Origin of the sequence: Streptomyces sp. NPDC047974 (assembly GCF_040653375.1) — a bacterium.
In the GTDB taxonomy this organism is placed as follows: domain Bacteria; phylum Actinomycetota; class Actinomycetes; order Streptomycetales; family Streptomycetaceae; genus Streptomyces.
Genome location: NZ_JBEZNU010000009.1, coordinates 187,833 through 213,651, shown reverse-complemented (window position 1 = coordinate 213,651; position 25,819 = coordinate 187,833). Strand labels below are relative to the sequence as shown.

At 75.1% G+C, this 25,819-nt stretch carries 17 protein-coding genes; 11 read left to right on the top strand and 6 right to left on the bottom strand.

Annotated elements, in window-relative coordinates:
* Positions 1 to 61: 61 nt before the first annotated feature.
* From AB0E19_RS15820 to AB0E19_RS15810, 3 genes are all read left to right on the top strand, one after another.
* Positions 62 to 1,282, top strand: coding sequence for a cytochrome P450 (locus AB0E19_RS15820; RefSeq protein ID WP_362179281.1), 1,221 nt, complete (start codon positions 62 to 64; stop codon positions 1,280 to 1,282).
* A 31-nt stretch (positions 1,283 to 1,313) separates the two neighbouring features.
* A complete protein-coding gene (locus AB0E19_RS15815; RefSeq protein WP_362179459.1) occupies positions 1,314 to 1,853 on the top strand; it encodes a cupin domain-containing protein in 540 nt (179 codons plus the stop codon).
* A gap of 78 nt (positions 1,854 to 1,931) precedes the next feature.
* Positions 1,932 to 2,708 (top strand): GNAT family N-acetyltransferase, encoded by a 777-nt coding sequence (locus tag AB0E19_RS15810; RefSeq protein WP_362179278.1) that lies wholly within the window; start codon positions 1,932 to 1,934, stop codon positions 2,706 to 2,708.
* Positions 2,709 to 2,731: 23 nt separating this feature from the next.
* Here the strand turns inward: AB0E19_RS15810 and AB0E19_RS15805 are convergent, their stop codons facing one another.
* On the bottom strand, positions 2,732 to 4,258 hold the full coding sequence (locus tag AB0E19_RS15805; RefSeq protein ID WP_362179276.1) for an MFS transporter: 1,527 nt from the start codon (positions 4,256 to 4,258) through the stop codon (positions 2,732 to 2,734).
* Between the two features lie 149 nt (positions 4,259 to 4,407).
* Here AB0E19_RS15805 and AB0E19_RS15800 point away from each other — a divergent pair, with 149 nt between their 5' ends.
* Entirely contained in the window at positions 4,408 to 7,908 is a 3,501-nt protein-coding gene (locus AB0E19_RS15800; protein ID WP_362179273.1) for a BTAD domain-containing putative transcriptional regulator, read from the top strand.
* 80 nt (positions 7,909 to 7,988) lie between these two features.
* Here AB0E19_RS15800 and AB0E19_RS15795 read toward each other — a convergent pair whose 3' ends face one another.
* Entirely contained in the window at positions 7,989 to 8,807 is an 819-nt protein-coding gene (locus AB0E19_RS15795) for a pentapeptide repeat-containing protein (RefSeq protein ID WP_362179270.1), read from the bottom strand.
* Between the two features lie 95 nt (positions 8,808 to 8,902).
* Positions 8,903 to 10,528 carry an acyl-CoA synthetase gene (locus AB0E19_RS15790; RefSeq protein WP_362179267.1) on the bottom strand — a complete coding sequence of 542 codons (1,626 nt, stop codon included), beginning with the start codon at positions 10,526 to 10,528 and terminating at the stop codon, positions 8,903 to 8,905.
* A 169-nt stretch (positions 10,529 to 10,697) separates the two neighbouring features.
* On the opposite strand from AB0E19_RS15790, the gene AB0E19_RS15785 reads away from it, so the two are divergent.
* The 4 genes from AB0E19_RS15785 (at position 10,698) to AB0E19_RS15770 (ending at position 14,773) form a co-directional block, all read left to right on the top strand.
* Positions 10,698 to 11,498: a crotonase/enoyl-CoA hydratase family protein gene (locus AB0E19_RS15785; protein ID WP_362179264.1), complete on the top strand. Its 801-nt coding sequence runs from the start codon at positions 10,698 to 10,700 to the stop codon at positions 11,496 to 11,498.
* An 82-nt stretch (positions 11,499 to 11,580) separates the two neighbouring features.
* Positions 11,581 to 12,558 carry an OB-fold domain-containing protein gene (locus AB0E19_RS15780; protein ID WP_362179261.1) on the top strand — a complete coding sequence of 326 codons (978 nt, stop codon included), beginning with the start codon at positions 11,581 to 11,583 and terminating at the stop codon, positions 12,556 to 12,558.
* Positions 12,555 to 13,610 (top strand): thiolase domain-containing protein, encoded by a 1,056-nt coding sequence (locus AB0E19_RS15775; RefSeq protein ID WP_362179258.1) that lies wholly within the window; start codon positions 12,555 to 12,557, stop codon positions 13,608 to 13,610. Before AB0E19_RS15780 ends, AB0E19_RS15775 begins: the two co-directional genes overlap by 4 nt.
* Positions 13,607 to 14,773: a thiolase domain-containing protein gene (locus AB0E19_RS15770; protein WP_362179255.1), complete on the top strand. Its 1,167-nt coding sequence runs from the start codon at positions 13,607 to 13,609 to the stop codon at positions 14,771 to 14,773. The genes AB0E19_RS15775 and AB0E19_RS15770 overlap by 4 nt, the downstream gene beginning before the upstream one ends.
* Positions 14,774 to 14,838: 65 nt before the next feature.
* On the opposite strand, the gene AB0E19_RS15765 is transcribed toward AB0E19_RS15770, so the two are convergent.
* On the bottom strand, positions 14,839 to 17,097 hold the full coding sequence (locus AB0E19_RS15765) for an alpha-N-acetylglucosaminidase (protein ID WP_362179251.1): 2,259 nt from the start codon (positions 17,095 to 17,097) through the stop codon (positions 14,839 to 14,841).
* A gap of 551 nt (positions 17,098 to 17,648) precedes the next feature.
* Between AB0E19_RS15765 and AB0E19_RS15760 the strand changes: the two genes are divergently transcribed.
* The 3 genes from AB0E19_RS15760 to AB0E19_RS15750 all read left to right on the top strand — a co-directional run bounded on the left by AB0E19_RS15760 (position 17,649) and on the right by AB0E19_RS15750 (position 21,396).
* Positions 17,649 to 20,447, top strand: a complete 2,799-nt coding sequence (locus AB0E19_RS15760; protein ID WP_362179456.1) for an AAA family ATPase — start codon at positions 17,649 to 17,651, stop codon at positions 20,445 to 20,447.
* 66 nt (positions 20,448 to 20,513) lie between these two features.
* Positions 20,514 to 21,011, top strand: coding sequence for a hypothetical protein (locus AB0E19_RS15755; protein ID WP_030494979.1), 498 nt, complete (start codon positions 20,514 to 20,516; stop codon positions 21,009 to 21,011).
* Between the two features lie 19 nt (positions 21,012 to 21,030).
* Complete coding sequence (locus AB0E19_RS15750; protein WP_362179246.1) at positions 21,031 to 21,396, top strand: RNA-binding S4 domain-containing protein; 366 nt, start codon at positions 21,031 to 21,033, stop codon at positions 21,394 to 21,396.
* Between the two features lie 47 nt (positions 21,397 to 21,443).
* On the opposite strand, the gene AB0E19_RS15745 is transcribed toward AB0E19_RS15750, so the two are convergent.
* Both AB0E19_RS15745 and AB0E19_RS15740 read right to left on the bottom strand, forming a co-directional pair.
* Positions 21,444 to 23,687: a germacradienol/geosmin synthase gene (locus AB0E19_RS15745; protein ID WP_362179243.1), complete on the bottom strand. Its 2,244-nt coding sequence runs from the start codon at positions 23,685 to 23,687 to the stop codon at positions 21,444 to 21,446.
* A gap of 159 nt (positions 23,688 to 23,846) precedes the next feature.
* A complete protein-coding gene (locus AB0E19_RS15740) occupies positions 23,847 to 25,796 on the bottom strand; it encodes a peptidoglycan recognition family protein (protein WP_362179240.1) in 1,950 nt (649 codons plus the stop codon).
* Positions 25,797 to 25,819 lie beyond the last annotated feature (23 nt).

Here is a 25,819-nt window from a genome sequence, read left to right as displayed (position 1 = left end):
CCCGGACGAAAGCGACCGCCATGCCCGTACCGCACCCGCCCGCCCCCACCGGGGTGACGCCGTGACCACCACCGCCCCCGGCACCGCCGACACCCCCCAGGTGCACTTCTGGGCCGTGCCCGACCTCACCGGCCTCGACTTCGACCCGATGCTCGCCAGGCTCCTCCACGAGGACCCGGTCACCCGCGTCCGCCTCCCGCACGGCGAGGGCCACGCCTGGCTCGTCACCCGCTACGAGGACGTCAAGTTCGTCACCGTCGACCCCCGCTTCAGCCGGCAGGCCGTCTGGGGCCGCCAGGTCACCCGCCTCGCCCCCCACTTCATCCCCATGGCCGACGCCGTCGGCTTCGCCGACCCGCCGGACCACACCCGGATGCGCCGCGTCGTCGCCCGCGCCTTCAGCGCCCGCGCGCTGCGCTCGCTGCGCGACCACGCCCAGACCGTCATGGACGGCCTGCTCGACCGGATGGCGGAGCAGGGCCCGGCCGTCGACCTCATGGCGGCGCTGAACCGGCCCTTCCCGCTCGCCATGGTCAGCGAACTCATGGGCGTCCCCGCCACCGACCACGCCCTCATGGCCGACTGGTCCGACACCATCATCTCGGCCGGCGCGGGACGGGAGGCCAGCGAGCGGGCCAAGGACGAGATGGGCCGGTACTTCACCGACCTCATCGCCGGCGAGCACGGCGCCGACAGCGACCAGCTCGCGGCGGTCCTCGCCGAGGCCGTCGCCGACGGCACCCTCACCGAGGAGGAGGCCGTCGGCCTCGCCGTCCTCATCCAGATCGGCGGCGCCCACGCCGTCCGCAACAACAGCGCCAACATGGTCTTCGCGCTCCTCACCCACCCCGAGCACCTGGCCAGACTCCGGGCCGAGCCCGGGCTGGTCCCGCAGGCCGTCGACGAACTGCTCCGGTACATCCCGCACCGCAACGCCGTCGGCCTCTCCCGGATCGCCATGGAGGACGTCGAGGTCGGCGGGGTCCGCATCCCGGCCGGCGACCCCGTCTACGTCTCGTACCTGGCGGCCAACCGCGACCCGGAGGTCTTCGCCGAGCCGGACCGGCTCGACTTCGACCGCGCCTACAACCCGCACGTCGCCTTCGGCCACGGCCCGCACTACTGCCCCGGCGCCACCCTCGCCCGCATGGAGTCCGAGATCCTCCTCGGCTCCCTGTGGACGCGCTTCCCGGGCCTGCGGCTCGCCGTCCCCGAGGAGGAGCTCCGCTGGCAGCGCGGCGCGCTCATCCGGGGCCCCGAGACCCTGCCCGTGACCTGGTGACGGAAGGGGTGCCCCCGTGACTGCCACCGCCATCGGAGCCGCCGGCGGCCTCGTCGTCCCGCCCGGACACGGCCGAACCCTCGCCACCGCCGCCCAGCACGTCACCTTCAAGGTGACGGGCGAGCACACCCGCACCGCCTCCACCTTCGAGGTCGTCGTCCCGCCAGGCTTCGACGTCGGCGCCCACGCCCACGGCCACAGCGAGGAGTTGTTCTACCTCCTCGACGGCGAACTCGACGTCCTCGCCTTCGAACCGCTCGTCCGCACCCGGGACAGCTGGCGGGAGTGGGAGTCCGCCTCCGGCCGGCGGGCGGTACGGGCCACCCCCGGCACCCTCATCCTCGTGCCGCCCGGCTGCCCGCACGCCTTCGCCAACCCGACGGGCGCCCCGGCCCGGATGCTCTTCCAGGCGTCCCCGCCGCCCGACCACGAGCGCTACTTCGAGGAGCTGATGGAGATCCTCGCGGAGGCGGGCGAGGGCGGCGAGGTCGACCACGCCGCCATCGAACGGCTCCGCGTCCGGTACGACATCGAGCAGATCACCCCGCTGCGGCACGAGGGGAGCGGCTGAGCGGCCGGCCCGCGGTCGGGAGCCGCGGCACCGGAAAAGGCGTTGCCCGCCACCGCGCCGCGTCCTTGAATGGCCGCGATGAACCTCGCACACCACCTCCTCGCCCTGTACGACGACCAGCTGCGCCGGGCGGCGCGGCCCGACGGCCCCGGCTGCCGGATCGAGCGCGCCGGCGCCGTCGTCCGCCAGACCGGACCCGCCCACGCCTGGAACGGCGTGCTCTGGTCCGGGCTCGACGACGGCACCGCCGACGCGGCCATCGCCGCCCAGCTCGCCCACTACCACGCGGAGGGCGTCCCCTTCGAGTGGAAGCTGTACGGCCACGACGGGCCCGCCGACCTCGGCGCACGACTCCTGGCCGCCGGCTTCGAGGCCGAGGAACCGGAGACGCTGCTCGTCGCGGACGCGGCCGCGCAGGGCGGCGCCGTCGCACTGCCGGACGGCGTCGAACTCCGCGACGTCACCGACCCGGAGGGCGTACGCCAGGTGGTCGAGGTCCACGAACGGGCCTTCGGCACCGACAGCTCCGACCTCGGCCGCCGCCTCCTGGACCGGCTCGCCGCCGACCCCGGCACCGTCACCGCCGTCCTCGCCCTCGCCGACGGGGTCCCGGTCAGCGCGGCCCGCCTGGAGCTCTACCCGGGCACCGACTTCGCCGGCCTGTGGGGCGGCGGCACCGTCGAGGAGTGGCGGGGCCGGGGCCTCTACCGCGCCCTCGTCGCCCATCGCGCCCGCGTCGCCGCCGCCCACGGCCACCGCTGGCTCCAGGTCGACGCCGCCCCCACCAGCCGCCCGATCCTCCAGCGCCTCGGCTTCGTCCCGCTCACCACGACCACCCCGTACGTGCACGCCTGAGGCGCTCGCGGGCCGAGGCACCGTCAGGACGCCTTGCGGAGCGCGGTCGCCGCCAGGGCGGCGCAGCCGAGGGCGATCACCGCGCAGACGGCGCCGACCGCGTTCACGCCGTTCGTGTACGCCTCGCGGGCCGCGTCGAGCACCCGGGCGGCCTGCTCCGCCGCCCCCGCCGGGAGGGCGTGCGCGGCGACCACCGCCGTGTCCGCGCCGTTCAGCACGGCCTCCCCGAGCTGCGGCGACAGACCCTCGGGGGCCGTCACCGTGCCCTGGTAGACGGCGGTCCCGAGGCTGCCGAGGAGCGCCACGCCCAGCGCCGCGCCGAGGTCGCCGCAGACCGAGGAGAGCGCCGCCGCCGAACCCGCCCGCTCGGGCGGCGCCGAACCCACCACCAGGGCCGTACCCAGCGCCCCGATCGGACCGCCGCCGAAGAACGCCGCCACGAAACCGGCGACCAGCAGCGGCAACCCGCCCACCGGCCCCGCCAGCACCAGCAGCCCGTACCCCACCGCCGCCACGAGAAGACCGCCGGCGACCACCCGATACACCGGGAAGCGCCGGGCGAGCGTCGGGGCCAGCTGCGCCGCCACGATCGACGCGACCGCCGACGGCACCATCCACAGGCCCGCCTCCATCGGCGAGAGGCCGGCCACCAGCTGGAGGTAGCCGGTGATGAAGAGGTAGCCCCCGCCGGTGGCGATCATCGACACCAGCAGGATCGCCAGCGCCGCCGTGAACCCCCGCCCACGGAACAGCCCCAGGTCGAGCAGCGGATGCGCGAGCCGCCGCTGCCGCCTCACGAACGCCGTCCCGACGGCGGCGCCCGCCACGATCGTCAGCAGCGCGACGGGCGACCAGCCGTGCCGGGCCAGCTCCTTCAGCCCGTGGATCACCGGCAGCACCGCGCCCAGCGACAGCACCACGCTCGGCAGGTCCAGCGGACCGCCCCCCGGCTCCCTGTACTCCGGCAGCAGCCGGGGCGCCGCGACGAGGAGCACCAGCATCACCGGCACCCCGATGAGGAAGACCGAACCCCACCAGAACCGTTCGAGCAGCAGACCGCCGGCCACCGGTCCCAGCGCCGTGCCCGCCATGAAGCACCCGGCCCACACGGCGATCGCCCGCCCCCGCTGCCCCGGGTCGTGGAACATGCTGTTGATCAGCGCGAGCGTCGACGGCATCAGCGTCGCCGCCGCGACACCGAGCAGCGCGCGGGCCGCGATGAGCATCTCCGCGCTGGTCGCGTACGCGGCGAGCAGCGAGGTCAGCGCCACCGCCACGGCCCCCACAAGCAGCAGCCTGCGCCGCCCGATCCGGTTGCCGAGCGCGCCCATCGTGATCAGGAAGCCGGCGATGAGGAAGCCGTACACATCCATGATCCACAACGACTGGGTGCCGGTCGGCCGCAGCGACTCCGCGAGGTGCGGCAGCGCCAGGAACAGCACGCTCTGGTCGAGCGAGATGAGCAGCGTGGGCAGCGCCAGCACGGCGAGCCCCGCCCACTCCCGGCGCCCCGCGAGCCGCTCGGCGCCCACCGGTGAGATGACGGACATGGTCGTCCCTTCCTTGCTGTGACGGTGACTTCGGGACGAGCCTGCGGGGCGGCGCTCTCGGCTTCCTCCCGGTTCTCTCCCGGTCCGTTCCCGGCGCCTCTCGGCGCTCGCCGCGATCGCCGTCCGTGGGGTCGTCTAGGGTGGCGGGCATGCGTTTCGGAGTGCTGGGGCCGCTGGCCGTGTGGACGGACGACGGGACGGCGGTCGCGGTCCCCGAGGCGAAGGTCCGCGCCCTGCTCGCCTGCCTCCTGACCCACCGTGGCGAGGCGGTGCCCGCCGACCGGATCGTCGACGAGGTGTGGCCCGACGCCCCGCCCGCCCGCCCCGCCCACGTGCTGCAGAACAAGGTGTGGCGGCTGCGCAGGGCCCTGGAGGAGGCCGAGCCCGGCGCCAAGGCGCTCCTGGTCTCCCGCCCGCCCGGCTACGTCCTCGAAGCGCCCCCGGGCAGCGTCGACGTCGACCGCTTCCGCGCCCTCGCCGACCGCGCCCGCGTCACCGACGACCCCGCCACCCGCGCCGCCCTCCTCGGCGACGCGCTCGCCGAGTGGCGCGGCCCCGTCCTCGCCGACTTCGCCGACGAGGACTTCGTCCGCGCCACCGCCGCCCGCCTGGAGGAGCAGCGGCTCTCCGCCCTGGAGGAGCGCGCCGAGACCCGCCTCGCCCTCGGCCTGCACGTCGAGGTCGCCGACGAACTGGGCGACGCGGTCGCCCGGCACCCGCTCCGCGAGCGGCTGCGCGCCGTCCACCTCCGCGCCCTCTACCTCTCCGGCCGGCAGAGCGAGGCCCTGACCGGGTACGAGGAGGTGCGCGTCCGGCTCGCGGACGAGCTGGGCGTCGACCCCGGGCCCGAACTGACCGCCCTGCACCGGGCGATCCTCACCCAGTCCGCCGATCTGAAGCCCGTGCCGAGACCGTCACCGGCACCTGGGTCCGCACCGTCACCGGCACCCGGGTCAGCGGCCGCACCGGATGCCGCGTGGGTACCGGGGTCCGCACCGGCACCGGCACCTGGGTCCGCACCGGCACTCGCACCCGCACCCGGACCCGGATTCGCACCCGCACCCGGACCCGGACCCGCACCCGGACCCGCACCCGGACCCGCACCCGTACCCGCACTCGCCCGCTCGACCGTGCCCGCCGCGCTCACCGGCCTGATCGGACGTGACGACGCCGTCGAGGAGCTCGGCGCCCTGCTCCGCACCGGACGGCTCGTCACCCTCACCGGCTCCGGCGGTGTCGGCAAGACCCGCCTCGCGCTCGCCGCCGCCGCCCGCGCGGCGGACGCCTTTCCCGGTGGGGTACGGCTCGTGGAGCTGGCCGCCCTGGACCGCGCGGGGGGCGAAGGGCGCCGGGCGACCGCGCGCGCGGAGGCCCCGGAGGTCCCGGAGGCCGTCGGGCGCGCCGTCGGCGTCCGCGACGACGTGCCGCCCGCCCCGGGCACCGACCCGCTGCCGCTCGTCGAGCGGATCGCCCGCGCCCTCGGCGACGCCCCCGTCCTCCTCGTCCTCGACAACTGCGAGCACGTCGTCGAGCCGGTCGCCGCGCTCGCCGCCCGGCTCCTCGCCGCCGCGCCCGCACTGCGGATCCTCGCCACCAGCCAGGTCCCGCTCGGCCTCACCGGCGAGCACCTCCGCGAGGTCCCGCCGCTGCCCCGCCCCGAGGCGGGGGAGCACCTCGCCCCGGCGGAGGCGGCACGCTTCGGCGCGGTGGAGCTGTTCGTCGCCCGGGCCACCGCCGCCGCGCCCGGCTTCACCCTGGACGCCGCGACCGCCGGCGCCGTCACGGCGATCTGCCGCCGGCTCGACGGCATCCCGCTCGCGCTGGAGATGGCCGCCACCCGGGTCCGCGCCCTCGGCGTCCGCGAGGTCGCCGCCCGGCTCGACGACCGCTTCCGGCTGCTCGCCGTCGGCTCCCGCGACGCCCCGGCCCGGCAGCGGACCCTCCGCTCGGTCCTCGACTGGAGCTGGGACCTCCTCGGCCCCGGCGAGCGGGCCGTCCTGCGCCGCCTCTCCGTCCACGCCGACGGCTGCGCCCTCGACGCCGCCGAGGAGGTATGTGCCGCGGGGCCCGGCCCGTCCGGCGTCCGCGACCCGGCAGAGCCGCTGGACCCGGCCGACGTCCTCGACCACCTCGCCCGGCTCGTCGACGCCTCCCTCGTCGTCGCCGCCCCCGCCGGGGGCGACGGCGCCGTCCGCTACCGCCTCCTCGAATCCGTCGCCGCCTACGGCACGGAACGGCTCCGTGAGGCCGGCGAGACGGAGACCGTCCGCGCCGCCCACCGCGCCCACTACCTGCGGCTCGCCGAGCGCGCCGAGCCGCTGCTGCGCGGCGGGGAGCAGGGGTTCTGGCTCCGCCGCCTCGACGAGGAGACCGCCAACCTCCGCGGCGCCCTCGACTCCGCCGTCGCCGCCGGGGAGGCCGAGACCGCGCTCCGGCTCGTCACCGCCCTCTGCTGGTACTGGCGGCTGCGCGGCCGGGGCGCCGAGGCCGAGCGCTCCCTCGCCGCCGCCCTCGCCGTCCCCGGCCCGGCGCCCGCCGGGCTCGTCGCCCGGGCGACGGCCTGGCTCGGCGGCGTCCGCCTCGCCTCGGGCGGCAGCGCCGACCCGCACGCCGAGTACCGCTCCGCCCTGCACGCCTACGAGGACGTCCACGACCCGCTGGAGGAGGCCCGCGCCGCCTGGTTCCTCGGCTCCCACCTCTACGGCATCGGGAACGCCGCCGCGAGCGCCCGGCTCGTCGACGGCGCCCTCGCCCGCTTCGAGGAGCTGGGCGACGACTGGGGAGCGGCGGCGGCCCTCGCCACCCGCTCCTTCCACGCCAAACTCCGCGGCGACTTCGGGGCCTTGCTGCGCGACGGCGAGCGGAGCCTGGAGATCTTCCGCGGACTCGGCGACGAATGGGGCCAGTTGCAGGCCATGGTGCCGCTCCAGACGCGCGCCGGGATCGTCGGGGAGTACGCCTACGCCGGCGAACTCCACCGCGTCTGCCTGGACATCGCGCTCCGGCTGGATCTGCGGCGCGAGGTCTCCTTCCAGCTCTCCGGCCTCGGCCGGGTCGCGCTGCTCACCCGGGAGTACGGCGAGGCGCGGGAGTTCCACGAGCGGGCCAGGCGGATCGCCGTCGAACAGACCGACAGCTTCGGCGAGCAGTACGCGGAGATCGGCCTCGGCATGGGGGCCCGCAGGGAGGGCGACCTCGACGCCGCCGAGGCCCACATGCGCAACGTCCTCGAAACCCACCGCCGGATGGGCTACGAGCCCGGCATGCCCGCCCTGATCCTCGCCGAGCTGGGCTTCTCCGCCGAACTGCGCGGCGACGCGGAGCGCGCCCTGGAGCTCCAGCGCTCCGGTCTCGCCGCCGCCCGGGCGACGGGCGACCCGCGGGCGTTCGCCCTCGGTCTGGAGGGCCTCGCGGGCGCCGTCTGCCTGGCCGGCGACGCGCCCCGCGCGGCCCGTCTCCTCGGCGCGGCGGCCACTGTCCGCGCCTCGGTCGGCGTCCCCCTCCCGGAGGGCGAGCACGACGACGTCCTCCGCGTCACCGCCCGCGCCCGGGCGGCCCTCGGCCCGGGGGCGTACGAGAGGGAGTACGCGCGCGGCGTCGAGCCGGGCCCCGGGACGGACCGGGACCAGAGCGCGGACGGGCCCGTCTGAGACGGCCGGGCCGGACCGTGGCGGCCCGGGTGCGGGCTCGGGGTGCCGGGGCCCGGGCGGTCGGGCCGGTGGCGGGTGGCTCAGGGCGCCGGCCAGTGGGCCGGGCGGTCGAAGCCCTCCGGGAGAACGGTCTTCGCGTCGCCGCGCGCCGAGTTCAGCTGCGGCTGGGTGAGGAAGAGGGCGTCCGTCAGGACGGCCCCCGACAGGTCCGCGTCCCGCAGGTCGGCGCCGATCAGGTCCGCCAGGGTGAGGTCGGCGCCCGTCAGGTCGGCGGCGATCAGGAGCGCGCCGCGCAGATCGGTGCCCCGCAGCTTCGCCCCGCGCAGCCGCTTGCCGATGAGGTCCGCGCCCCGCCGCCCGCGCGGCTTGCCGCCCGCCGTGGCGCGGACGAGCTCGCTGGTCCGCAGCAGCAGCGGATTGACCTCGGCCCGCACGGGGCCGACGTCCAGCTTCTCCAGCTCGACGGCCGGCAGCGCGGTCAGCGCCTCGACCCGGCCGAGCGCCGTACGCAGCTCGCCGTGGATCCGGCGGGCGGCGGGACGCTCCAGCGCCTCCGTGAGGTAGCGCAGCAGTTCGTGGAGCTGCCGCATCACGGGGAAGACCTCGTACATCTGCCGGGCGGTCTCCGGCGCCTCCCGCCAGGACACGCCGCCGAAGGTCACCTGGGAGACCCGCTGACCGGCGCCGAAGCAGTCGTACACCGTGCACCCCTGGAAGCCGCTCGGCCGCAGGCGGGTGTGGATCCCGCAGCGGAAGTCGTCCTGGAGGTTGCGGCACGGGTCGCCGGCGGACTTGTTCACGGCGAAGTCCGCCGACTTGGCGAACGGCAGCGCCACACAGCACAGACCGAAGCACTGCGCGCAGTCGCCGCGCAGGGCGGATTCCCGGGTGTCGGGCACGGTGGAACGGTTCCTTAGCAGCTAGGAGTCGGTCCTCCCACCGTATCGCGCCCCGTACGGACCCTCCCGTGGACGTGCCCGGCGACGGCGCCCGGTCAGCCGGACGCGTCCGCCTCCGTCGCGACCGCCTTCGCCCAGCGGTAGTCCGCTTTGCCGCTCGGCGAGCGCTGGATCCGGTCGGTGAGGACGAGCTGGCGGGGCACCTTGTAGCCGGCGAGGTGGCGGCGGCAGTGGTCCTGGACGGCCGCCAGGTCCAGCGGGGCCGTGCCCTCGCGCTGCTGGACGACGGCGGCCACGTGGCTGCCCCAGGTCGGGTCCGGCACGCCCGCGACCAGCGCGTCGTAGACGTCGGGGTGCGACTTGAGGGCCTGCTCGACCTCCTCCGGGTAGACCTTCTCGCCGCCGGTGTTGATGCACTGGGAGCCGCGGCCGAGGACGGTCACCACGCCGTCCGCGTCGACCGTGGCCATGTCCCCGAGCAGGACCCAGCGCACCCCGTCCCGCTCGAAGAAGGTCTCCGCGGTCTTCGCGGGGTCGTTGTAGTAGCCGAGCGGCACGTGCCCGCGCTGGGCGAGGCGGCCGACCGCGCCGACGGCGACGGGGGCGAGGGTGACCTGGTCGACGACCTGCGTGCGCTCGTTGACGTGCAGCCGGAAGCCCTTCTCGGGGCCGGAGTCGTCGGTGGCCCGGCCGTTCGAACCGGACTCCGTGGAGCCGAAGTTGTTCAGCAGCACGACGTTCGGCATCAGCTCGCGCAGCTGTGCCCGCACGGTCTCCGACATGATCGCGCCGGAGGAGGAGAGGCTGAACAGCGCGGACAGGTCCGTGCTCCGGAGCGGCCCGGCGAGCGCGTCGATCAGCGGGCGCAGCATCGCGTCCCCGACCAGGGAGATGCTGGACACCTTCTCCTTCTCCAGGGTCCGCAGCACCTCCTCGGGCACGTACTTGCGGTGCAGGACGACCCGCTGGCCGTAGTGGAAGGCGATGAAGGTGGTGAGCGTGGAGGTGCCGTGCATGAGGGGCGGCGCGGGGAAGAAGGTGAGGCCGGCGCCGCCCGCGGCGACCCGCTCCGCGAGTTCCTCGGGCCGCTTGACCGGCTCGCCGGCCGGATCCCCGCCGAAGAGGCCGGCGAAGAACAGGTCCTCCTGGCGCCACAGCACGCCCTTGGGCATGCCGGTGGTGCCGCCGGTGTAGATGATGAAGAGGTCGTCGCCGGAGCGGGCCGCGAAGCCGCGCCCCGGGTCCGCGGCCGCCTCCGCCTCTTCGAGCGGTACGGAGTCGAGGGCGGCGGCGTCCTCGGGCGGGGTCCCCACCCGCACGAGGTGCCGTAGCTTCCCGCACCGGGGCAGGGCCGCCGCCACGCGGTCCGTGAACTCGGCGTCGTACACCAGGGCGGTGAGGTCGGCGTCCCGGTAGAGGTAGACCAACTCCTCTTTCACATAACGGTAGTTGACGTTCACGGGCACGATCCTGGCCTTCAGGCAGGCGAGGACGGTCTGGAGGTACTCGACGCCGTTGTACAGGTGGAGCCCCAGGTGCTCGCCGGGGCGGACGCCCGCGTCGAGGAGGTGGTGGGCCAGCCGGTTGGCCGCCTCGTCGAGTTCGGCGTAGGTGAGCCGGCGCTCGGCGCCGGTGCCCGGGTGGTCGACGTAGACCAGCGCCTCGCGCTCCGGCACCACGTCCACGACCGATTCGAACAGGTCGGCAAGGTTGTACTCCACCGTTCCTCCTGACCCCGGCGCGTTCGGACTCGGGCGGTCATTAGAGCGCCGCGGGGACGAGGTGGGAAGGGGGTGCGTCAAACAATCTGACTGAGTGTCAGAAAACTATTGAACTGCCTTCGACACTCCTGCAACCTGTTCCAGAACTGGAGACGGGAGATGCATGCCCATGGCCGGCACCGAACACCTCACCGTGCGGCGCGAAGGCGCCACGCTCGTCCTCACCCTGAACCGCCCCGAGGCGAAGAACGCCCTGTCGCTGCCGATGCTCGTCGGCCTGTACGACGGCTGGCTGGAGGCCGACGCGGACGACGCCGTACGGTCGATCGTCCTCACCGGCGCGGGCGGCGCCTTCTGCGCCGGCATGGACCTCAAGGCCCTCGCCGGCCGGGGCATGGCCGGAGAGGCCCACCGCGACCGGATGCGTGCCGACCCCGACCTGCACTGGAAGGCGATGCTCCGCCACCACCGGCCGCGCAAACCCGTCATCGCCGCGGTCGAGGGCGCGTGCGTGGCCGGCGGTACGGAGATCCTCCAGGGCACGGACATCCGCGTCGCCGGGGCCTCCGCCACCTTCGGCCTCTTCGAGGTCCGCCGGGGCCTCTTCCCCATCGGCGGCTCCACCGTCCGCCTGCCCCGCCAGATCCCCCGGACCCACGCCCTCGAAATGCTCCTCACCGGCCGTCCCTACACGGCCGACGAGGCCGCCCGCATCGGCCTGATCGGCCGGGTCGTCCCCGACGGCCAGGCCCTCGACACCGCGCTCGACCTGGCGGAACGCGTCAACGCCTGCGGCCCCCTGGCCGTCGAGGCGGTGAAGGCCTCCGTCTACGAGACGGCCGAGCTGACGGAGACGGAGGGCCTGGCGGCGGAGCTGAAACGAGGCTGGCCGATCTTCGACACGGCCGACGCGAAGGAAGGCGCCAGGGCCTTCGCGGAGAAGCGCCCCCCGCACTACCGCCGCGAGTAGCCCGACCCGCGCCCCTCCCCGATCCGGGGCGCCTGCCGCTCCCGCCTCCCGGCCCCGCCCCCACCCGAGGAAAGGTCCGCCCATGACTCTCTCCCCTCCGCCCCCCTCGCCCCCCGACCCCCTCCGTGCCCCCCTCGTCGTCGAGTTTCCGTTCACGCGGTCCCTCGGGCCCGTCCAGTCCGCGTTCCTCACCGGGCTGCGCGAGCGCACCGTGCTCGGGGTGCGCACCGAGGCGGGCGGGGTGCTCGTGCCGCCCGTCGAGTACGACCCGGAGAGCGCCGCCGAGCTGCGGGAGCTCGTCGAGGTGGAGCCGACCGGGACCGTCACCACCTGGGCGTGGAACCACGAGCCGCGGCCCGGGCAGCCGCTCGGTACGCCGTTCGCCTGGGTCCTCGTGCGGCTCGACGGCGCCGACACGGCGCTCCTGCACGCCCTCGACGCCCCCGGCCCGGACACCGTCCGCACCGGCATGCGGGTGCGGATCCGCTGGGCCGCCGAACGGACCGGCGCCATCACGGACATCGCCTGCTTCGAGGCGTACGAGGGGGAGGAGGCAGGCAGGCAACCGGCGCCGCACAGCGGGGAGTTCCCGGAGGGCGCCGTCACGCGCGTCGTCGCCCCCGCCCGTCTCGACTACACCTACAGCCCGGGCCGCGCCCAGACCCGCTACCTCCACGCGCTCGCCGAGCGCCGTACCGTCGGCGAGCGCTGCCCCTCCTGCGCCAAGGTGTACGTCCCGCCCCGTGGCGCCTGCCCGACCTGCGGGGTCGCGACCACCGACCAGGTGGAGGTCGGTCCCCGCGGCACCGTCACCACCTTCTGCATCGTCAACATCAAGGCGAAGAGCCTGGACATCGAAGTCCCGTACGTCTACGCCCACATCGCCCTCGACGGCGCGGGTCTCGCCCTGCACGGGCGGATCGGCGGGATCCCGTACGACCAGGTCCGGATGGGGCTGCGGGTGGAGCCCGTGTGGAGCGAGGACGGGCGGTATCCCGACCACTACCGGCCCACCGGCGAGCCCGACGCCGACTACGACACGTACAAGGAGCTGCTGTGACGCCGGACCGAGAGGTGGCGATCGTCGCGTTCGCCCAGAGCGACCACCGGCGGCGCACGGACGACCTGTCCGAGGTCGAGATGGTGATGCCCGTGCTGCACGAGGTGCGGCGGCAGACCGGGCTGAAGGCCGCCGACATCGGCTTCACCTGCTCCGGCTCCTCCGACTACCTGGCCGGCCGGGCCTTCTCCTTCACCATGGCCCTCGACGGCGTCGGCGCCTGGCCGCCGATCTCCGAGTCGCACGTCGAGACGGACGGCGCCTGGGCCCTCTACGAGGCGTGGGTGAAGCTGCTGACCGGCGAGGCCGACACCGCGCTCGTGTACTCCTACGGGAAGTCCTCGCCCGGGTCCGTCCGGGACGTGCTGAGCCGGCAGCTCGACCCCTACTACCTGGCGCCGCTCTGGCCGGACTCCGTCGCCCTCGCCGCGCTCCAGGCGCAGGCCCTCGTCGACGCCGGGCACACCGACGAGCCGGCGCTCGCCGCGATCGCCGCCCGCAGCAGGGAGGACGCGCGGGCGAACCCGCACGCCCAGCTGCCCGGCGCCCGCCCGCAGGGCGAGTACGTCGTCCGGCCGCTGCGCACGGGCGACTGCCCGCCGGTCGGGGACGGCGCCGCCGCCGTCGTCCTCGCCGTCGGCGACCGGGCCCGCGAGCTGTGCGCGCGGCCCGCCTGGATCCGGGGCATGGACCACCGCGTCGAGGCGCACTCCCTCGGCGTCCGCGACCTCACCGACTCGCCGTCCACCCGCCTCGCCGCCGAACGCGCCGGCGTCTTCGAACGGCCCGTGGACACCGCCGAACTCCACGCGCCGTTCTCCGCGCAGGAGGTCGTCCTGCGCAGGGTCCTGGGTCTCGACGACAGCGTGGCGGTCAACCCGTCCGGCGGCGCGCTCGCCGCCAACCCCATGATGGCCGCGGGACTCGTCCGGCTCGGCGAGGCCGCCGCCCGCATCCACCGCGGGGAGTCCGACCGCGCGCTCGCCCACGCCACCTCCGGGCCCTGCCTCCAGCAGAACCTGGTCGCCGTCCTGGAAGGGGACCCCCGATGAGCAAAGAGCCCGTCGCGATCGTCGGCGTCGGCCAGACCAGGCACGTCGCCGCCCGCCACGACGTCTCCCTCGCGGGACTCGTCCGCGAGGCCGCCGTGCGGGCCCTCGCCGACGCCGAGCTGACCTGGGCGGACATCGACGCCGTCGTCATCGGGAAGGCGCCCGACTTCTTCGAGGGCGTCATGATGCCGGAGCTGTACCTCGCCGACGCCCTCGGCGCCGTCGGCAAGCCGATGCTCCGCGTCCACACCGCCGGGTCCGTCGGCGGCTCCACCGCCCTCGTCGCCGCCAACCTCGTCGCCGCCCGCGTCCACCGGACCGTCCTCACCCTCGCCTTCGAGAAGCAGTCCGAGTCGAACGCCATGTGGGGGCTCTCGCTGCCCGTGCCGTTCCAGCAGCCCCTCCTCGCGGGCGCGGGCGGCTTCTTCGCCCCGCACGTCCGCGCCTACATGCGGCGCACCGGCGCCCCCGACACGATCGGCTCCCTCGTCGCGTACAAGGACCGCCGCAACGCGCTGAAGAACCCCTACGCCCACCTCCACGAGCACGACCTGACCCTGGAGAAGGTGCAGGCCTCGCCCATGCTGTGGGACCCGATCCGGTACTCGGAGACCTGCCCGTCCTCCGACGGCGCCTGCGCCATGGTCCTCACCGACCGGGCGGGCGCGGACCGGGCGCCGCGCCCCGCCGCCTGGGTGCACGGCGGGGCCATGCGCAGCGAGCCGACGCTCTTCGCCGGCAAGGACTTCGTCTCGCCGCGGGCGGGCCGCGACTGCGCCGCCGACGTCTACCGGCAGGCGGGGATCACCGACCCGCGCCGGCAGATCGACGCCGTCGAGATGTACGTGCCGTTCTCCTGGTACGAGCCGATGTGGCTGGAGAACCTCGGCTTCGCCGCCGAGGGCGAGGGCTGGAAGCTCACCGAGTCCGGCGTCACCGAACTCGACGGCGACCTGCCCGTGAACCCCTCCGGAGGCGTCCTCTCCACCAACCCGATCGGCGCCTCCGGCATGATCCGCTTCGCCGAGGCCGCCCTCCAGGTACGCGGGGAGGCCGGTGAGCACCAGGTGGAGGGCGCCCGGCGGGCCCTCGGCCACGCCTACGGCGGTGGCGCCCAGTTCTTCGCCATGTGGCTGGTGGGCGCCGAACCGCCGGCCGGCTGAGGCCGGCGGTCGGGACGGCCCGCAGGCTCCGGGCCGTCCGTACGGTCCCGGGCCGGTCCGGGCGGTCAGGCGCGCAGGGCGTCCCGTACCCGCGTCGCCAGGGCCACCGGGTCGCCCTTCGGGGTCACCGGGTAGGAGTCCCGCCGCAGGTTCCAGGCGTTCTCCCAGGCGAACCAGTCGATCGCGGCGGGGGCCCGGCCGGCGACCAGGGCGGTCTCCAGCGAGTCCAGGTAGGCCGACCAGCGGGGCGCGTAGAAGCCCGAGACGAGGCCCGACCACTCGCGGTTGGCGTAGTCGTGCAGCCCGGCCTCGCTGCCCGCCCGGTGGCCCCAGGTCGTGATCAGCGAGCGGGCGTCGAACTCCAGGACGGCCCGCTCCTGGTCCGAGCGCGCCCACGAGCGGGCGTTCTCCAGCCACGGCCCGAGCAGGAACCGCCGGTCGGTGGCGAGGACCGCGTCCAGCAGCGTCATGGACGCCCGCCACTCCGCCGCCCGCGCCCGGAACGCGGCCAGGTCCTTCGCCTCGTACGCGGCCTTGATCCGGGGCAGCAGCACCCGGCTGCGGTTGGTGAGCGCCTGCCGGGCGGTGTCGACCAGGTCGAAGCGGTACGCGTCGGTGGTCCGCAGCTCCGGCGCCACCTGCAGCAGCTCGGTCAGCGCCCGCTCGACGGTCGCCGCGTCGTACCGCATCGACTTGGGGCCCCAGGAGGCCGAGGTCCGCACGGTGAGGCTCGGCCGGGCCGTGAAGAGACTGTCCTGGGACTCGCTCCAGCCGTTCGCCTTCGTGCCGTACGGGCCCTGCCGCAGCCACTCCCACGCCTTGGCCGCGTGCGGGTCGGGGGCGCCGTACCGGCGGGCCGCGTACTGGGCGAACCAGCCCGCGTGGTCCACCGGCGCGTCCCGCCAGGCCAGTTCGGTGAAGAGGGTGAAGGCCACCGGGTTGGCGGCCGTCGCCTCGGGGAGGAAGGCGATGCCCTGGAGCGCGCTGCCCCGCTTGGTCCGCCACGCCTCGAACCGGTCCGTCCACACCGAGGTGTTGGCGCCGATCGTGGTGTGCCCGCCGAAGTTGGGGACGGTGCCGTAGGCGTAGGGCGTCCCGGACCAGGAGGTCTCCCGGTCCAGGCCGTCGTGCCGGTCGGAGAGCCCGTCCACCACGAGCAGCCGTGAGGTGTCGACGCCGGCGAGCAGTTCGGCCTTGGGGTTGCGCTGCCAGCCGAGCAGGACCCACGTCGCGCCGCGCCGGGCGTCGTCCAGCGTCTCCAGGACCTTCGCGGCGGCCTCGCCGACCGGCACGTCCCCGGCGTTCCCGCCCTCGTGGAGCAGGTCCATCTTGTACATCGTGCTGGTGCCGAGGAGCCGTGCCTGGTGCCGGTAGAAGGAGGAGGCGACGCGGGCGAAGAGCGGACCGCGCGGATCGAGCCAGTCCGGCCGGGTGAAGCCGATCCACCGGCCCTGCGGCACCACCCGGCCCGTGGGGTTGCGCTCCGTGAAGCCCGGCGGCACCGTGCCGAAGTACCCCGGGAGCACCGGCGTCATGCCCAGCTCCCGCAGCCGGTCGACGATCCGCTTGCCGAGCGCCGCCCGGCGGGCGATCAGCTGCTCGGTCACCGGGCCGCCGAAGGAGGCCATGTTCTGCATCAGCCACCACGGCTGGTGCGCCGGGCCCGGGATCCACTCCCGCAGCTCGGCGGCCGTGTACCCGAACTCCTGGAAGGCCGCGTGGTACGCGGCCTCCGCGCCCATCTGGACGAACACCTCGTTCACCCCGTGGAGGGCGAGGAGGTCGATCTGCCGTTCGTACGCGTCCCAGTCCCGGTACGCCCCCGAGTAGCCGTCGTCCGTGTCGTTGAGGGCGAAGCGGTGCGGCACCGACGCCGACCTGCTGATCGTGCCGGCGGGGCCCGGCAGCCGGTCCGGCAGCGCCGAGACGCTGTCCCCGGGCGCGCCGAGGTCCACGCCCACCGTGTACGAGAGGTACCAGTGCACCCCGCGCAGCAGCACCGCCGGCGTGCTGCCCGTGACGACGATCCGCCCCGTCGACCCCGACACGGTGAAGCGGTCGCCGGAGGAGGACCGCGGGGTCAGGGCCAGTTCGAACTGGCGCGCGTGCCGGGGCAGCAGCCGGGTCAGCGCCGCCCGCGCCGCGCTCACCGAGAACGGCGCGGCGGCCGCCGCGTCGGCCGCCGGGACCGCCGGTTCCGCGGTGGCGGGCCCGGCGGCGGCGGGCGTCGCGGCCGGCAGGGCGGTCAGTGCGGCGGCGCACAGGGCGAGGGAACACACCGAGCGGGCGGCCCACGACCGCGCGCGGGAAATGGGAGGTCTCATGGTCGGCTCATCCCCTCATCAGGATCGTGCGACGATCATGATCTGACCGTCTGTCATAGAGGAGTCCGCGCGAGGATCACGGTCAAGGACGACACGCCTCCCGTACCCCGCCCCCGACTTCGTACATCTGTCCGTCGAACACGCCCCGACCTGCGGGGCCTTCGGCAACCCCACCGGGCCGAAGACCACCCGAACTGCTTGGGAGAATGCCGTTACACGGGGACCGTTCCGGCGTACGCTGGACCTTTCGTGGGGTGATCGCCCCGGCGCCCCGACCGTGCGCCGGGCGTGCGCCCCCTGTGTGGGGGTGGAACGTGGCACGACAGGACGGCAGGGCGGCCCGCCAGGGCTTCGGCCTCTTCGAACGCGAGGCCGCGCTCGACGCCGCGGAGGAGGCGCTCGACCTCCTCACCGGCCTCGCGCCGGACGAGCTCCCGTCCCCGCCCGTGCACGTGCCCGCCCCGCGCGACCCCCGCGTCGTCCCCCTCCACTCCGCCCGCTCGGCCCCCGACGCCCCGCGCCCCGCCGAACCGCCCGCCGCCCAGGGCGGCGTGCTCGTCTACGCGGCGCCCGCAGGACTCGGCAAGACCACCCTCCTCGCCGAGATCCGCCGTCGCGCCGTCTCCCGCGGCTGCACCGTGCTCTCCGCCCGCGGCGGCGACCAGGAGCAGCGGGTCGCCTTCCACGTCGCCCGCCAGCTCCTCCAGCCCCAGCTCGCCCACGCCTCCGACGCCGAACTCCGCGAACGGCTCGGCTCCTGGTACGACATCGTCGGCCCCGCCCTCGGCCTGCGCGCCGCCACCGCGGGCTCCCCGCCCGACCCCCAGGGCCTGCGCGACGGCCTCGACTGGGTCCTCACCCACCTCGCCGTCCGCCGCGCCCCGCTCGTCGTCGTCCTCGACGACGCCCACTGGGCCGACCCCGAGTCCCTCGGCTGGCTCGCCTCCTTCGCCCCGCGCGCCGACGACCTCCCCATGCTCCTCGTCGTCGCCTACCGGCCCGACGAACTGCCGGAGGAGGGCGCCGAGTTCACCGGCCACCGGTCCGGTCAGCGCCCGCACGGCCTGGCGCCCCTCACCGCCGACGCCGTCGCCCGGCTCGTCCGGGACCGCGTCGGCGCCCACGCCGACGACGAGTTCTGCCGCGACTTCTGGACCGTCACCTCCGGCAACCCCTTCGAGACCGTCGAACTGGCCGCCAAGGTCCGCGACCGGGGCCTCGACCCCACCGCCGACGGCGCCCACGAGCTCCGCGACCTCGCCGCCGCCCTCAAGGGCAGCGGCCTCGTCAACCGCATCGAACGCCTCGGCACCGCCACCATGCGGCTCGCCTGGGCCTGCGCCGTCCTCGGCACCGAGATCTCGCCCTCGCTCGCCGGCGCCCTCGCCGGACTGGGCGACGAGGCGGTCGCCGACTGCGCCGAACGGCTCCGCGAGGCCCGGGTCCTCGCCGACACCGCCACCGGCACCGACGGAACCCTCGAATTCGTCCACCCGCTCGTCGCGAGCACCATCTACCGCGCCATTCCCGACGCCATCCGGGTCGCCTTCCACGGCCAGGCCGCCTGGTGCGTCATCGACGCCGGACACGGCCCGGCCGCCGCGGCCCGCCACCTCCTGGAGACCCACCCCGAGGGCGACGCCTGGGTCGTCACCCAGCTGCGCGCCGCCGCCCGCGAGAACCTCCGCGCGGGCGCCCCCGACGCGGCCCGCCGCCAGCTGGCCCGCGCCCTGCGCGAGCCTCCCACCGCCGACGCGCGGGCCGCCGTCCTCTTCGAGCTCAGCTCCGCCTCGCTCCTCACCGAGCCCGCCACCACGGTCAACCAACTCCGTGCCGCCCTGGAGGAGCCCATCTCCGACGAGTCCCTGCGGCACGGCATCGTCTACCGCCTCTCGCAGGTCCTCGCCCACAGCGACCGCCTCGTCGAGGCCTCCGAGCTGCTCGAACACGAGACCCGGCAGACCACCGACCCGCGCAGCCGCCTCCGCATGCAGGCCGAGCGGTTCATGTGGGACGCGCTCCGCTCCGACGAACCCGAGTCGCCGGCCCGCTCCCGCCGCCTCGCGACCCTCGCCGACCGGCTCACCGGCCGCGACCTCACCGAGCGGTACATCATCGGCCTCCGCGCCTGGGACGCCACCCTGCGCGCCGAACCCGCCGCCGTCGCCCTCCGGCACGCCGAGCGCGCCCTCGAAGGCGGCCTGAGCTGGGCCGACGAGGGCCGCGGCTTCGAGGTCCCGGTCCTCGTCGCCCTCACCCACCTGTACGCCGACCGGCCCGGCCGCGCGGAGGAGCTCTTCGCCGCCGGCACCGCCGAGTTCGAGAAGCAGGGCTGGCGCGGCGCCCACCTCTCCTTCGCGTACACCCTCCTGGGCTACATCCGCTTCCGCCGCGGCCGGCTCATGGAGGCCGAGGACTTCGCCCGCGCCGGGCTCCGCCTCGCCGAGCGCGTCGGCCCCCGCACCCCCGCCCTCTGGTACGCCACCGGCGTCATGATCGAGGTGCTGCTCGCCCGCGGCCGTACGGAGGAGGCCGAGCGGGTCGCCCGCGACCACGACTTCGGCGAGCCGTTCCCGGCCACCGTCACCATCCCCGACTGCGAGACCGTCCACGCCGAGCTGCTGCTCGCCACCGGCCGCGCCGAGGAGGCCGCCGAGGCGCTCGCCGACATCGGGCGCCGCCTGGAGCCGCGCGGCAAGCGCAACCCCTCGTGCAGCCCCTGGCAGCTGTACCTCGCCCTCGCCGAGGCCGCCACGGGCTCCCCGGCCAGGGCGCTCGCCACCGCCGAGAGCGCCGTCGCCCGCGCCCGCCAGTACGGCGCGCCCTCCGCGATCGGCCAGGCGCTCCGGGTGACCGCCGAGGTCACCGACGGCGCGGAGCGGATCAAGCTCCTGGAGGAGTCCGTCGACTGGCTCGACCAGTCCCCGGCCGCGTACGAGCTGGCCCGCTCCCTGGTCGCCCTCGGCGCGGCGCTCCGCAGGACCGAACGCCACGCCGAAGCCGCCGACCATCTGTACCGGGGGCTGGAGACCGCGCAGGACTGCGGCGCCGACGGCCTGGTCGACGAGGCCAGGGCCGAGCTGGCCGCCGCCGGACTGCGCCCGCGCGCTCTGCACACCGCCGACGGCCACTCGCTCACCGCGCGTGAGCGGGCCGCCGCGCGGGCCAGCGTCCGCGGCCTGGACCCGGCCGCCACCCTCGGCATCGACGCCACCGCGGCCGCCCGGCTGCTGTCCGCCGTCTACCGCAAGCTGGGCACCGACCGCTCCGGCCTCGCCCACGCCTTCGGCGACACCGGCGAGCCCCGCACGGAGGCCGAGAAGCCCAAGGCGGCGGACCCGGCCGACTGAGCCCCGCGGCGCCGGGACGGAGGAGCCCGGCGCCGCACCGCGCGCCCGGGCACGTACCATGGCCGTATGTCCTTCCTCCGCCGTCGCAGCGCCACTCCCGCCGGTCCGGACTTCGATGTCCTGGCCATGGATCCGGGGGACTGGCCCGGCAATCTCGGCGCGGGCCTGCTGCCCGCTCCCGACGGTTCCTGTCAGGGTGTCTTCCTGCGCTACGACCTCTTCGGCGGCCGCGGCCCCGCGATGATCATCGGCAACCTCCCCGAGGGCTCCCCGGCCCGGGAGCTCGCCGAGGGCCAGATCCCCTTCGAGGTCGCCCAGCTCCTCGCCGCCCTGGAGAACGACGAGCCGGTCGAGGTGCTCGACACCGAGGACGTCCCCGTCATGCAGGGCGACAACCTCCTCATCGTGCGCCGCCTCAAGCTCTCCGAGAGCCGCATCTCCTGCGTCCAGTTCGACCGCAGCGACAACGTCCTGGTGACGATCGCCAGTTGGGACCGGCCGATCACCGACGACCTCTACGCGCTGCTGAAGCCGCTGCCCGCCGAGCTGTTCCAGCAGGGCTGAGCGGGGAGGGCGGGGGCCGATGAGCGCACGCGTCGACGCCTGGATCTGGGCGGTCCGGCTCACCAAGACCCGCTCCCAGGCCGCCGCGGCCTGCCGGGCGGGCCACGTCAAGGTCAACGGCGAGCGGGCCAAGCCCGCGCAGGCCGTGAAGCCGGGCGACGAGGTCCGGGTGTTCGTGGCGGGCCGTGAGCGGATCGTCGAGGTCAGGGAGCTGCTGACCAAGCGGGTCGGCCCGCCGGTCGCCGCCGAGGCGTACGTGGACAACAGCCCGCCTCCGCCGCCGCGCGAGCACGTCGCCCTCGCCGCCGTCCGCGACCGCGGCGCGGGCCGTCCCACCAAACGCGAGCGCCGCGAACTCGACGATCTGCGCGGCCGCCGCACCTAGTGCGGCCGAGGGCCGCCCCGGAGTGTCCGGGGCGGCCCTCACCCGTGTCAGGACGGGGTGCCGGCGAAGGCGGTCGCCGCGCGGGCCGCCGTGGTGCCGAGGCCGCGCGGCACGGTCCAGTCCGGCTCCGCGGCGGTGGTGCCGGTGCGGTCGCGCAGGAGCGGGGTCCCGGCGCCCGGGCGCACGTCACCGGGGCCGTACCGCCGCACGCTGCGGTGCCAGTGGAGGACGCCCGCGAGCCAGTCCTCCAGCTCCCGAAGCCGCGCCTCGAACACCGCCCGGCCTTCGGCGTCCAGCTCGAAGTGGGCGTACATCAACGGGACTTCACGCTGCTTCAGATGCTCGTACTGGCGCAGCCGGTCGCGCATCAGCTCGTGGACCAGGCGTGCGGCCGTGTCGCGGTCGACGTCGAGGAACTTCTCCACGACGAGCACCCCGTTGTGCAGCTCGCCCTCCACCTCGACCTCCTTCTGGTACGAGAAGAGGTCGTTGACCAGCGCCCCGTAGTCCGCCACCGCGCTCTCCAGGCTGCGGACCGTGCCCGAGCTGTGCAGCTCCGCCGGCAGGGCGTCGCTCCTGCGCAACCTGCCCATCAGCAGGGTGAGTTCGGAGCCGAAGGTGCTGCGGCGCATCTCCACGTAGTCGACCGGGTCGGGCACGCGGTGCTGCGCCTGGTTGTGCAGCTCCCACATCCAGCTCTCCAGCATGAGGTCGAGTGCGGTCCACAGCTCGGCCCGCGCCTCCTGCCCCATCGCCCCGGCGGTCCGCGCCCAGACGTCCGCCAGGGCGCGCTCCAGCGGGTTCGCGGCGAACTCCCGGGCGGAGGCGGGGTCGTCCACCGGCAGGCACGCCTTCAGCCGGGCGGTCTGCGCCCGCGCCCCGGCCAGGTCGCGGGTGCGGCCGAAGACCAGCGGGTAGTAGTCGTCGGCGTAGGTGCCCCAGGTCAGCCAGAGGGTGCTGAGCTCCAGCTCCTCCAGGGTGGCGTCCGGGTCGATGCCCGCCGAGCAGAGGGCCAGGTCGAAGCCCTCCATCAGGTGCCGGTCCCAGACGCCGTCGAGCAGCCCCGTCTCCTCGGCCCAGTCCTCGGAGCGCCGCTTGGCCTCCTGGTGGTGCGGGCTGAGGGAGAGCGGGTAGGGGAGCTCGAAGTCGGGCAGCGGGAGCGGGCCGACGGGCTCGTGGGGCGTGTGCGTGCGGCTGCGCAGCCGTGCCTCGGCGGGCCGGCCGCCGAACAGGCCGCGGATGTCGAAGACCCCGGTGCCGAGCGCGCCGGGGGCCGGGGCGGGGGCGGAGCCGTCCACCATGCCCTCGTTCATGTACCGGCTGGAGCGCATGTGCCACTCGTGGCCGCCCGACTGCCAGTCCTGGAGCCCCTTGGTGTACGCGCCGATCGCCGCGCACTCCAGCGGCGTGAGTCCTTCCTGGACGGCCAGCGCGGGCACTTCGGTGAGCGCGGTGTTCTCGAACTGCTGGACCCGTGAGGTCAGCAGGTCGTTGACGGCCTCGGCGGCCTCCTGGGTGGAGCAGCCGAGGAAGTGCTCCAGGACGAGCACGCCGTTGCTGTTCTCGCCCTCGTCCTCGACCTCGCGCTGGTACGAGAAGAGGTCGTTGCGCAGGTGGACGGCGTCCGAGAAGGAGTCGCGCAGCACCCGCAGGGGCCGGGAGCGGGCGACCCGGTCGGGGACCTCGGCCCCGGCGGCGTACTCCACGAGCCCGGCGGACCAGGGGGCGCCGCCGACCTTGCGCCGCATCTCGATGTATTCGAGGGGGTTGGCGATCCGCCCGTCGTTGATGTTGTCGAGCTCCCACAGGGACTCGTAGAGGAGGGCCTCGGTGGCCTCGGCGAACCGCCGGCGCCAGCCGTCGGACATGGCGGGGACGGTGCGCCGCCACAGGTCGGCGAGGCCCGCCTCGACGGGGTTGGTGGGCTCGGGCATGCCGGTCGCCGGGTCGGCCGGCATGAAGCGGGGGAGCCGGTCGAGGTACTCCTTGCCGGCCGCGCGGTCCTGGGTGCGCTTGAAGACCTCCAGGAAGTGGTCGTCGAAGAAGAAGACCCACGTGTACCAGTCGGTGACGAGGTTCAGCGCGTCCTCGTCGCAGTCGGGGTGGGTGTACGCGCAGAGCAGCGCGTAGTCGTGCGCGTCGAGGTCGGCCGTCTCCCAGACCCCCGAGCCCTCCAGCATGCCCATGGCGCGCGCCCAGTCCCGGGTGTGCGTCCGGGCGGCCTCCACATGGGTATTGAGGCGCGCCGGATACGGGACATAGAAATCCGGCATGACGAAGGGCTGAGGCATGTGCGGGCGGGCCTTTCCGGTGGCGGGGTGCTGTTCCGGCCCAGCCTTACCCCTGCCCCGGCCGCCGAACCCCGGGTCAGGAATAGTCGTATGAGCACAGGAAAGGGTGGCGCCGGAGGGGAACTCCGACGCCACCCCACGTCTTTCGGCCAAGCCTGCTCAGCTCTGTGAAACCCGCACGTCAGCGGCCTTCACGAAGGCGATCCGATGGCCGAACTGGATCTGGTAGTACTCCTCCTGGCCGCGCACCACCCGATGCTTGCTGTTGTCGAACACCGGTGCGTAGTAGTACTCCCCGGGTGTCCTGCCGCCCACCACGTACCGCTGCCCCGCGAGCAGCCGGTACGGCAGCGGCGACACCGCCTGCACCGGAACCCCCGCCGGATACGCCGAGGCCTCCGGATAGGCCCGCCCGTACACCGGCACCTCCGCGAGCCCGTCCCGCGGCGTCAGCACCCGCCCGCGCACGTCCACCGCCGTAGGCGCCGCCTCCGGGTCGTGGAACCACGCCTTCTGCCCCAGGTACCAGATCGCCGTCCAGTCACCGCGGCGCTCCGCCACCGCGTAGCTCTGCCCCGTCGTCGCCCGCGCCCCCGTGTCGTTGACGCCGGTGGTGGAGTCCTGCCCGCCGGGGCGCAGCCCGATGTCCTTCACCAGGGGCGCGTCGGCGCTCGGCGCGGTGTGCAGGCGCACGGCACCGCTGCCGTGCGGCGCGCACGCCTCCCCGGCCACCGCGCACCCCGTGTACACCGGGCGGTTCTCGCCGTACTCCGGGCGGATCGTCACCACGCCCGCCGCCGGACCCGCGCTCGGCGTCAACGGCCGCCCGAGCAGCCGGAAGTAGTGCGCCCAGTCCCAGTACGGCCCCGGGTCGGTGTGCATGCCCCGGATCGACGAGGTCACCGTGCCCGGCACGTTGTCGTGCCCGATGACGTGCTGCCGGTCGAGCGGGATGTCGTACCGCTTCGCCAGGTACCGCACGAGCCGCGCCGAGGACCGGTACATCGCCTCCGTGTACCAGGAGTCCGGGGCCGTCAGGAAGCCCTCGTGCTCAAGGCCCACCGACTTGGCGTTCACGTACCAGTTCCCGGCGTGCCAGCCGACGTCCTTCAGCGGCAGGTGCTGGGCGACGTGGCCGTCCGAGGAGCGGAGCGAGTACTGCCAGGAGACGTACGTCGGGTCCTGCACCAGCTTCAGGGTGACGTCCCAGGTCGCCTCGGTGTCGTGGACCACGATGTAGTCGATCTTCTGCGAGACCGGCCGGTCCGCCTTGTCGTGGTTGCCGTAGTCGCCGTCGCCGAACTCCTCGTACGGCGCCGGGATCCACTCGCACGCCACCGTCGTCGGGCACTCCACCGGGCCGCGTTCCGGCGCGCGCAGCCCGAGCGCCGCCAGCCGGCCCGTGTCCGGCACCACCTCGGGCGCGGCCGCGAGCACGACCCGCTGTCCGCTGTCCGTGACCCGCGTCGCGCCGGTCCTGAGCACGTCGAAGACGTCGTTCGCGTACGCCGCCGCCGTGGCCGAGTCGTCGGCGCCCGAGTACCGCGCCACCGCCGCGTACCAGTCGGCCGGATCGGCGCTCGGCGCGAGACCGGCCTCCCGCTGGGCCGCGGCCAGCAGGGCCGCGCCGCCCTCGATGTTCGCCGCCGACGAGGTCCGCAGCTCCTCCGCGGGGATCCCGGAGAGCGCCGAGGCCCGCTCCAGGGTCCGCAGTCGCGCGGGCAGCTCCTCCGGCGTCGGCAGGGCGGCCTCCGCTCCGGCGCGGGCGGGCCGGGACCCGTCGCCGCGCGGGTCCTCGCCGTCCGCCGAGTGGTGGGGGACGGCACGGGCCAGCGCGGTCGCCGTGTCGGTGAGGTGCATCGGCCCGTAGCCGCCGGTCACACTGGGCGCGCCGGCGTGCCCGTCCCAGCGCGACTGGAGGTACGAGACGGCGAGCAGCACGCCCTCCGGCACGCCGTGGTGCTCGGCCGCCGCCGCGAACCCGCGCTGCAGCGAGTCGGCCACCGGCGCGTCGGCTCCGGCCGGTGGCGCGCCCGACAGGAGGGGGAGCAGCAGGGCGGCGGACCCGGCGAGCGCGAGCGCGCGGCCTCGGGACGCGGAACGGAGCAAGGCAGCCTCCAGGGGCGGGGGTG

Coding starts and splice junctions, on each gene's coding strand:
- AB0E19_RS15810 (WP_362179278.1), top strand. CDS start 1,932: ATGAACCTCGCACACCACCTCCTCGCCCTGTACGACGACCAGCTGCGC.
- AB0E19_RS15805 (WP_362179276.1), bottom strand. CDS start 4,258: ATGTCCGTCATCTCACCGGTGGGCGCCGAGCGGCTCGCGGGGCGCCGG.
- AB0E19_RS15800 (WP_362179273.1), top strand. CDS start 4,408: ATGCGTTTCGGAGTGCTGGGGCCGCTGGCCGTGTGGACGGACGACGGG.
- AB0E19_RS15785 (WP_362179264.1), top strand. CDS start 10,698: ATGGCCGGCACCGAACACCTCACCGTGCGGCGCGAAGGCGCCACGCTC.
- AB0E19_RS15780 (WP_362179261.1), top strand. CDS start 11,581: ATGACTCTCTCCCCTCCGCCCCCCTCGCCCCCCGACCCCCTCCGTGCC.
- AB0E19_RS15770 (WP_362179255.1), top strand. CDS start 13,607: ATGAGCAAAGAGCCCGTCGCGATCGTCGGCGTCGGCCAGACCAGGCAC.
- AB0E19_RS15765 (WP_362179251.1), bottom strand. CDS start 17,097: ATGAGACCTCCCATTTCCCGCGCGCGGTCGTGGGCCGCCCGCTCGGTG.
- AB0E19_RS15755 (WP_030494979.1), top strand. CDS start 20,514: ATGTCCTTCCTCCGCCGTCGCAGCGCCACTCCCGCCGGTCCGGACTTC.
- AB0E19_RS15750 (WP_362179246.1), top strand. CDS start 21,031: ATGAGCGCACGCGTCGACGCCTGGATCTGGGCGGTCCGGCTCACCAAG.
- AB0E19_RS15745 (WP_362179243.1), bottom strand. CDS start 23,687: ATGCCTCAGCCCTTCGTCATGCCGGATTTCTATGTCCCGTATCCGGCG.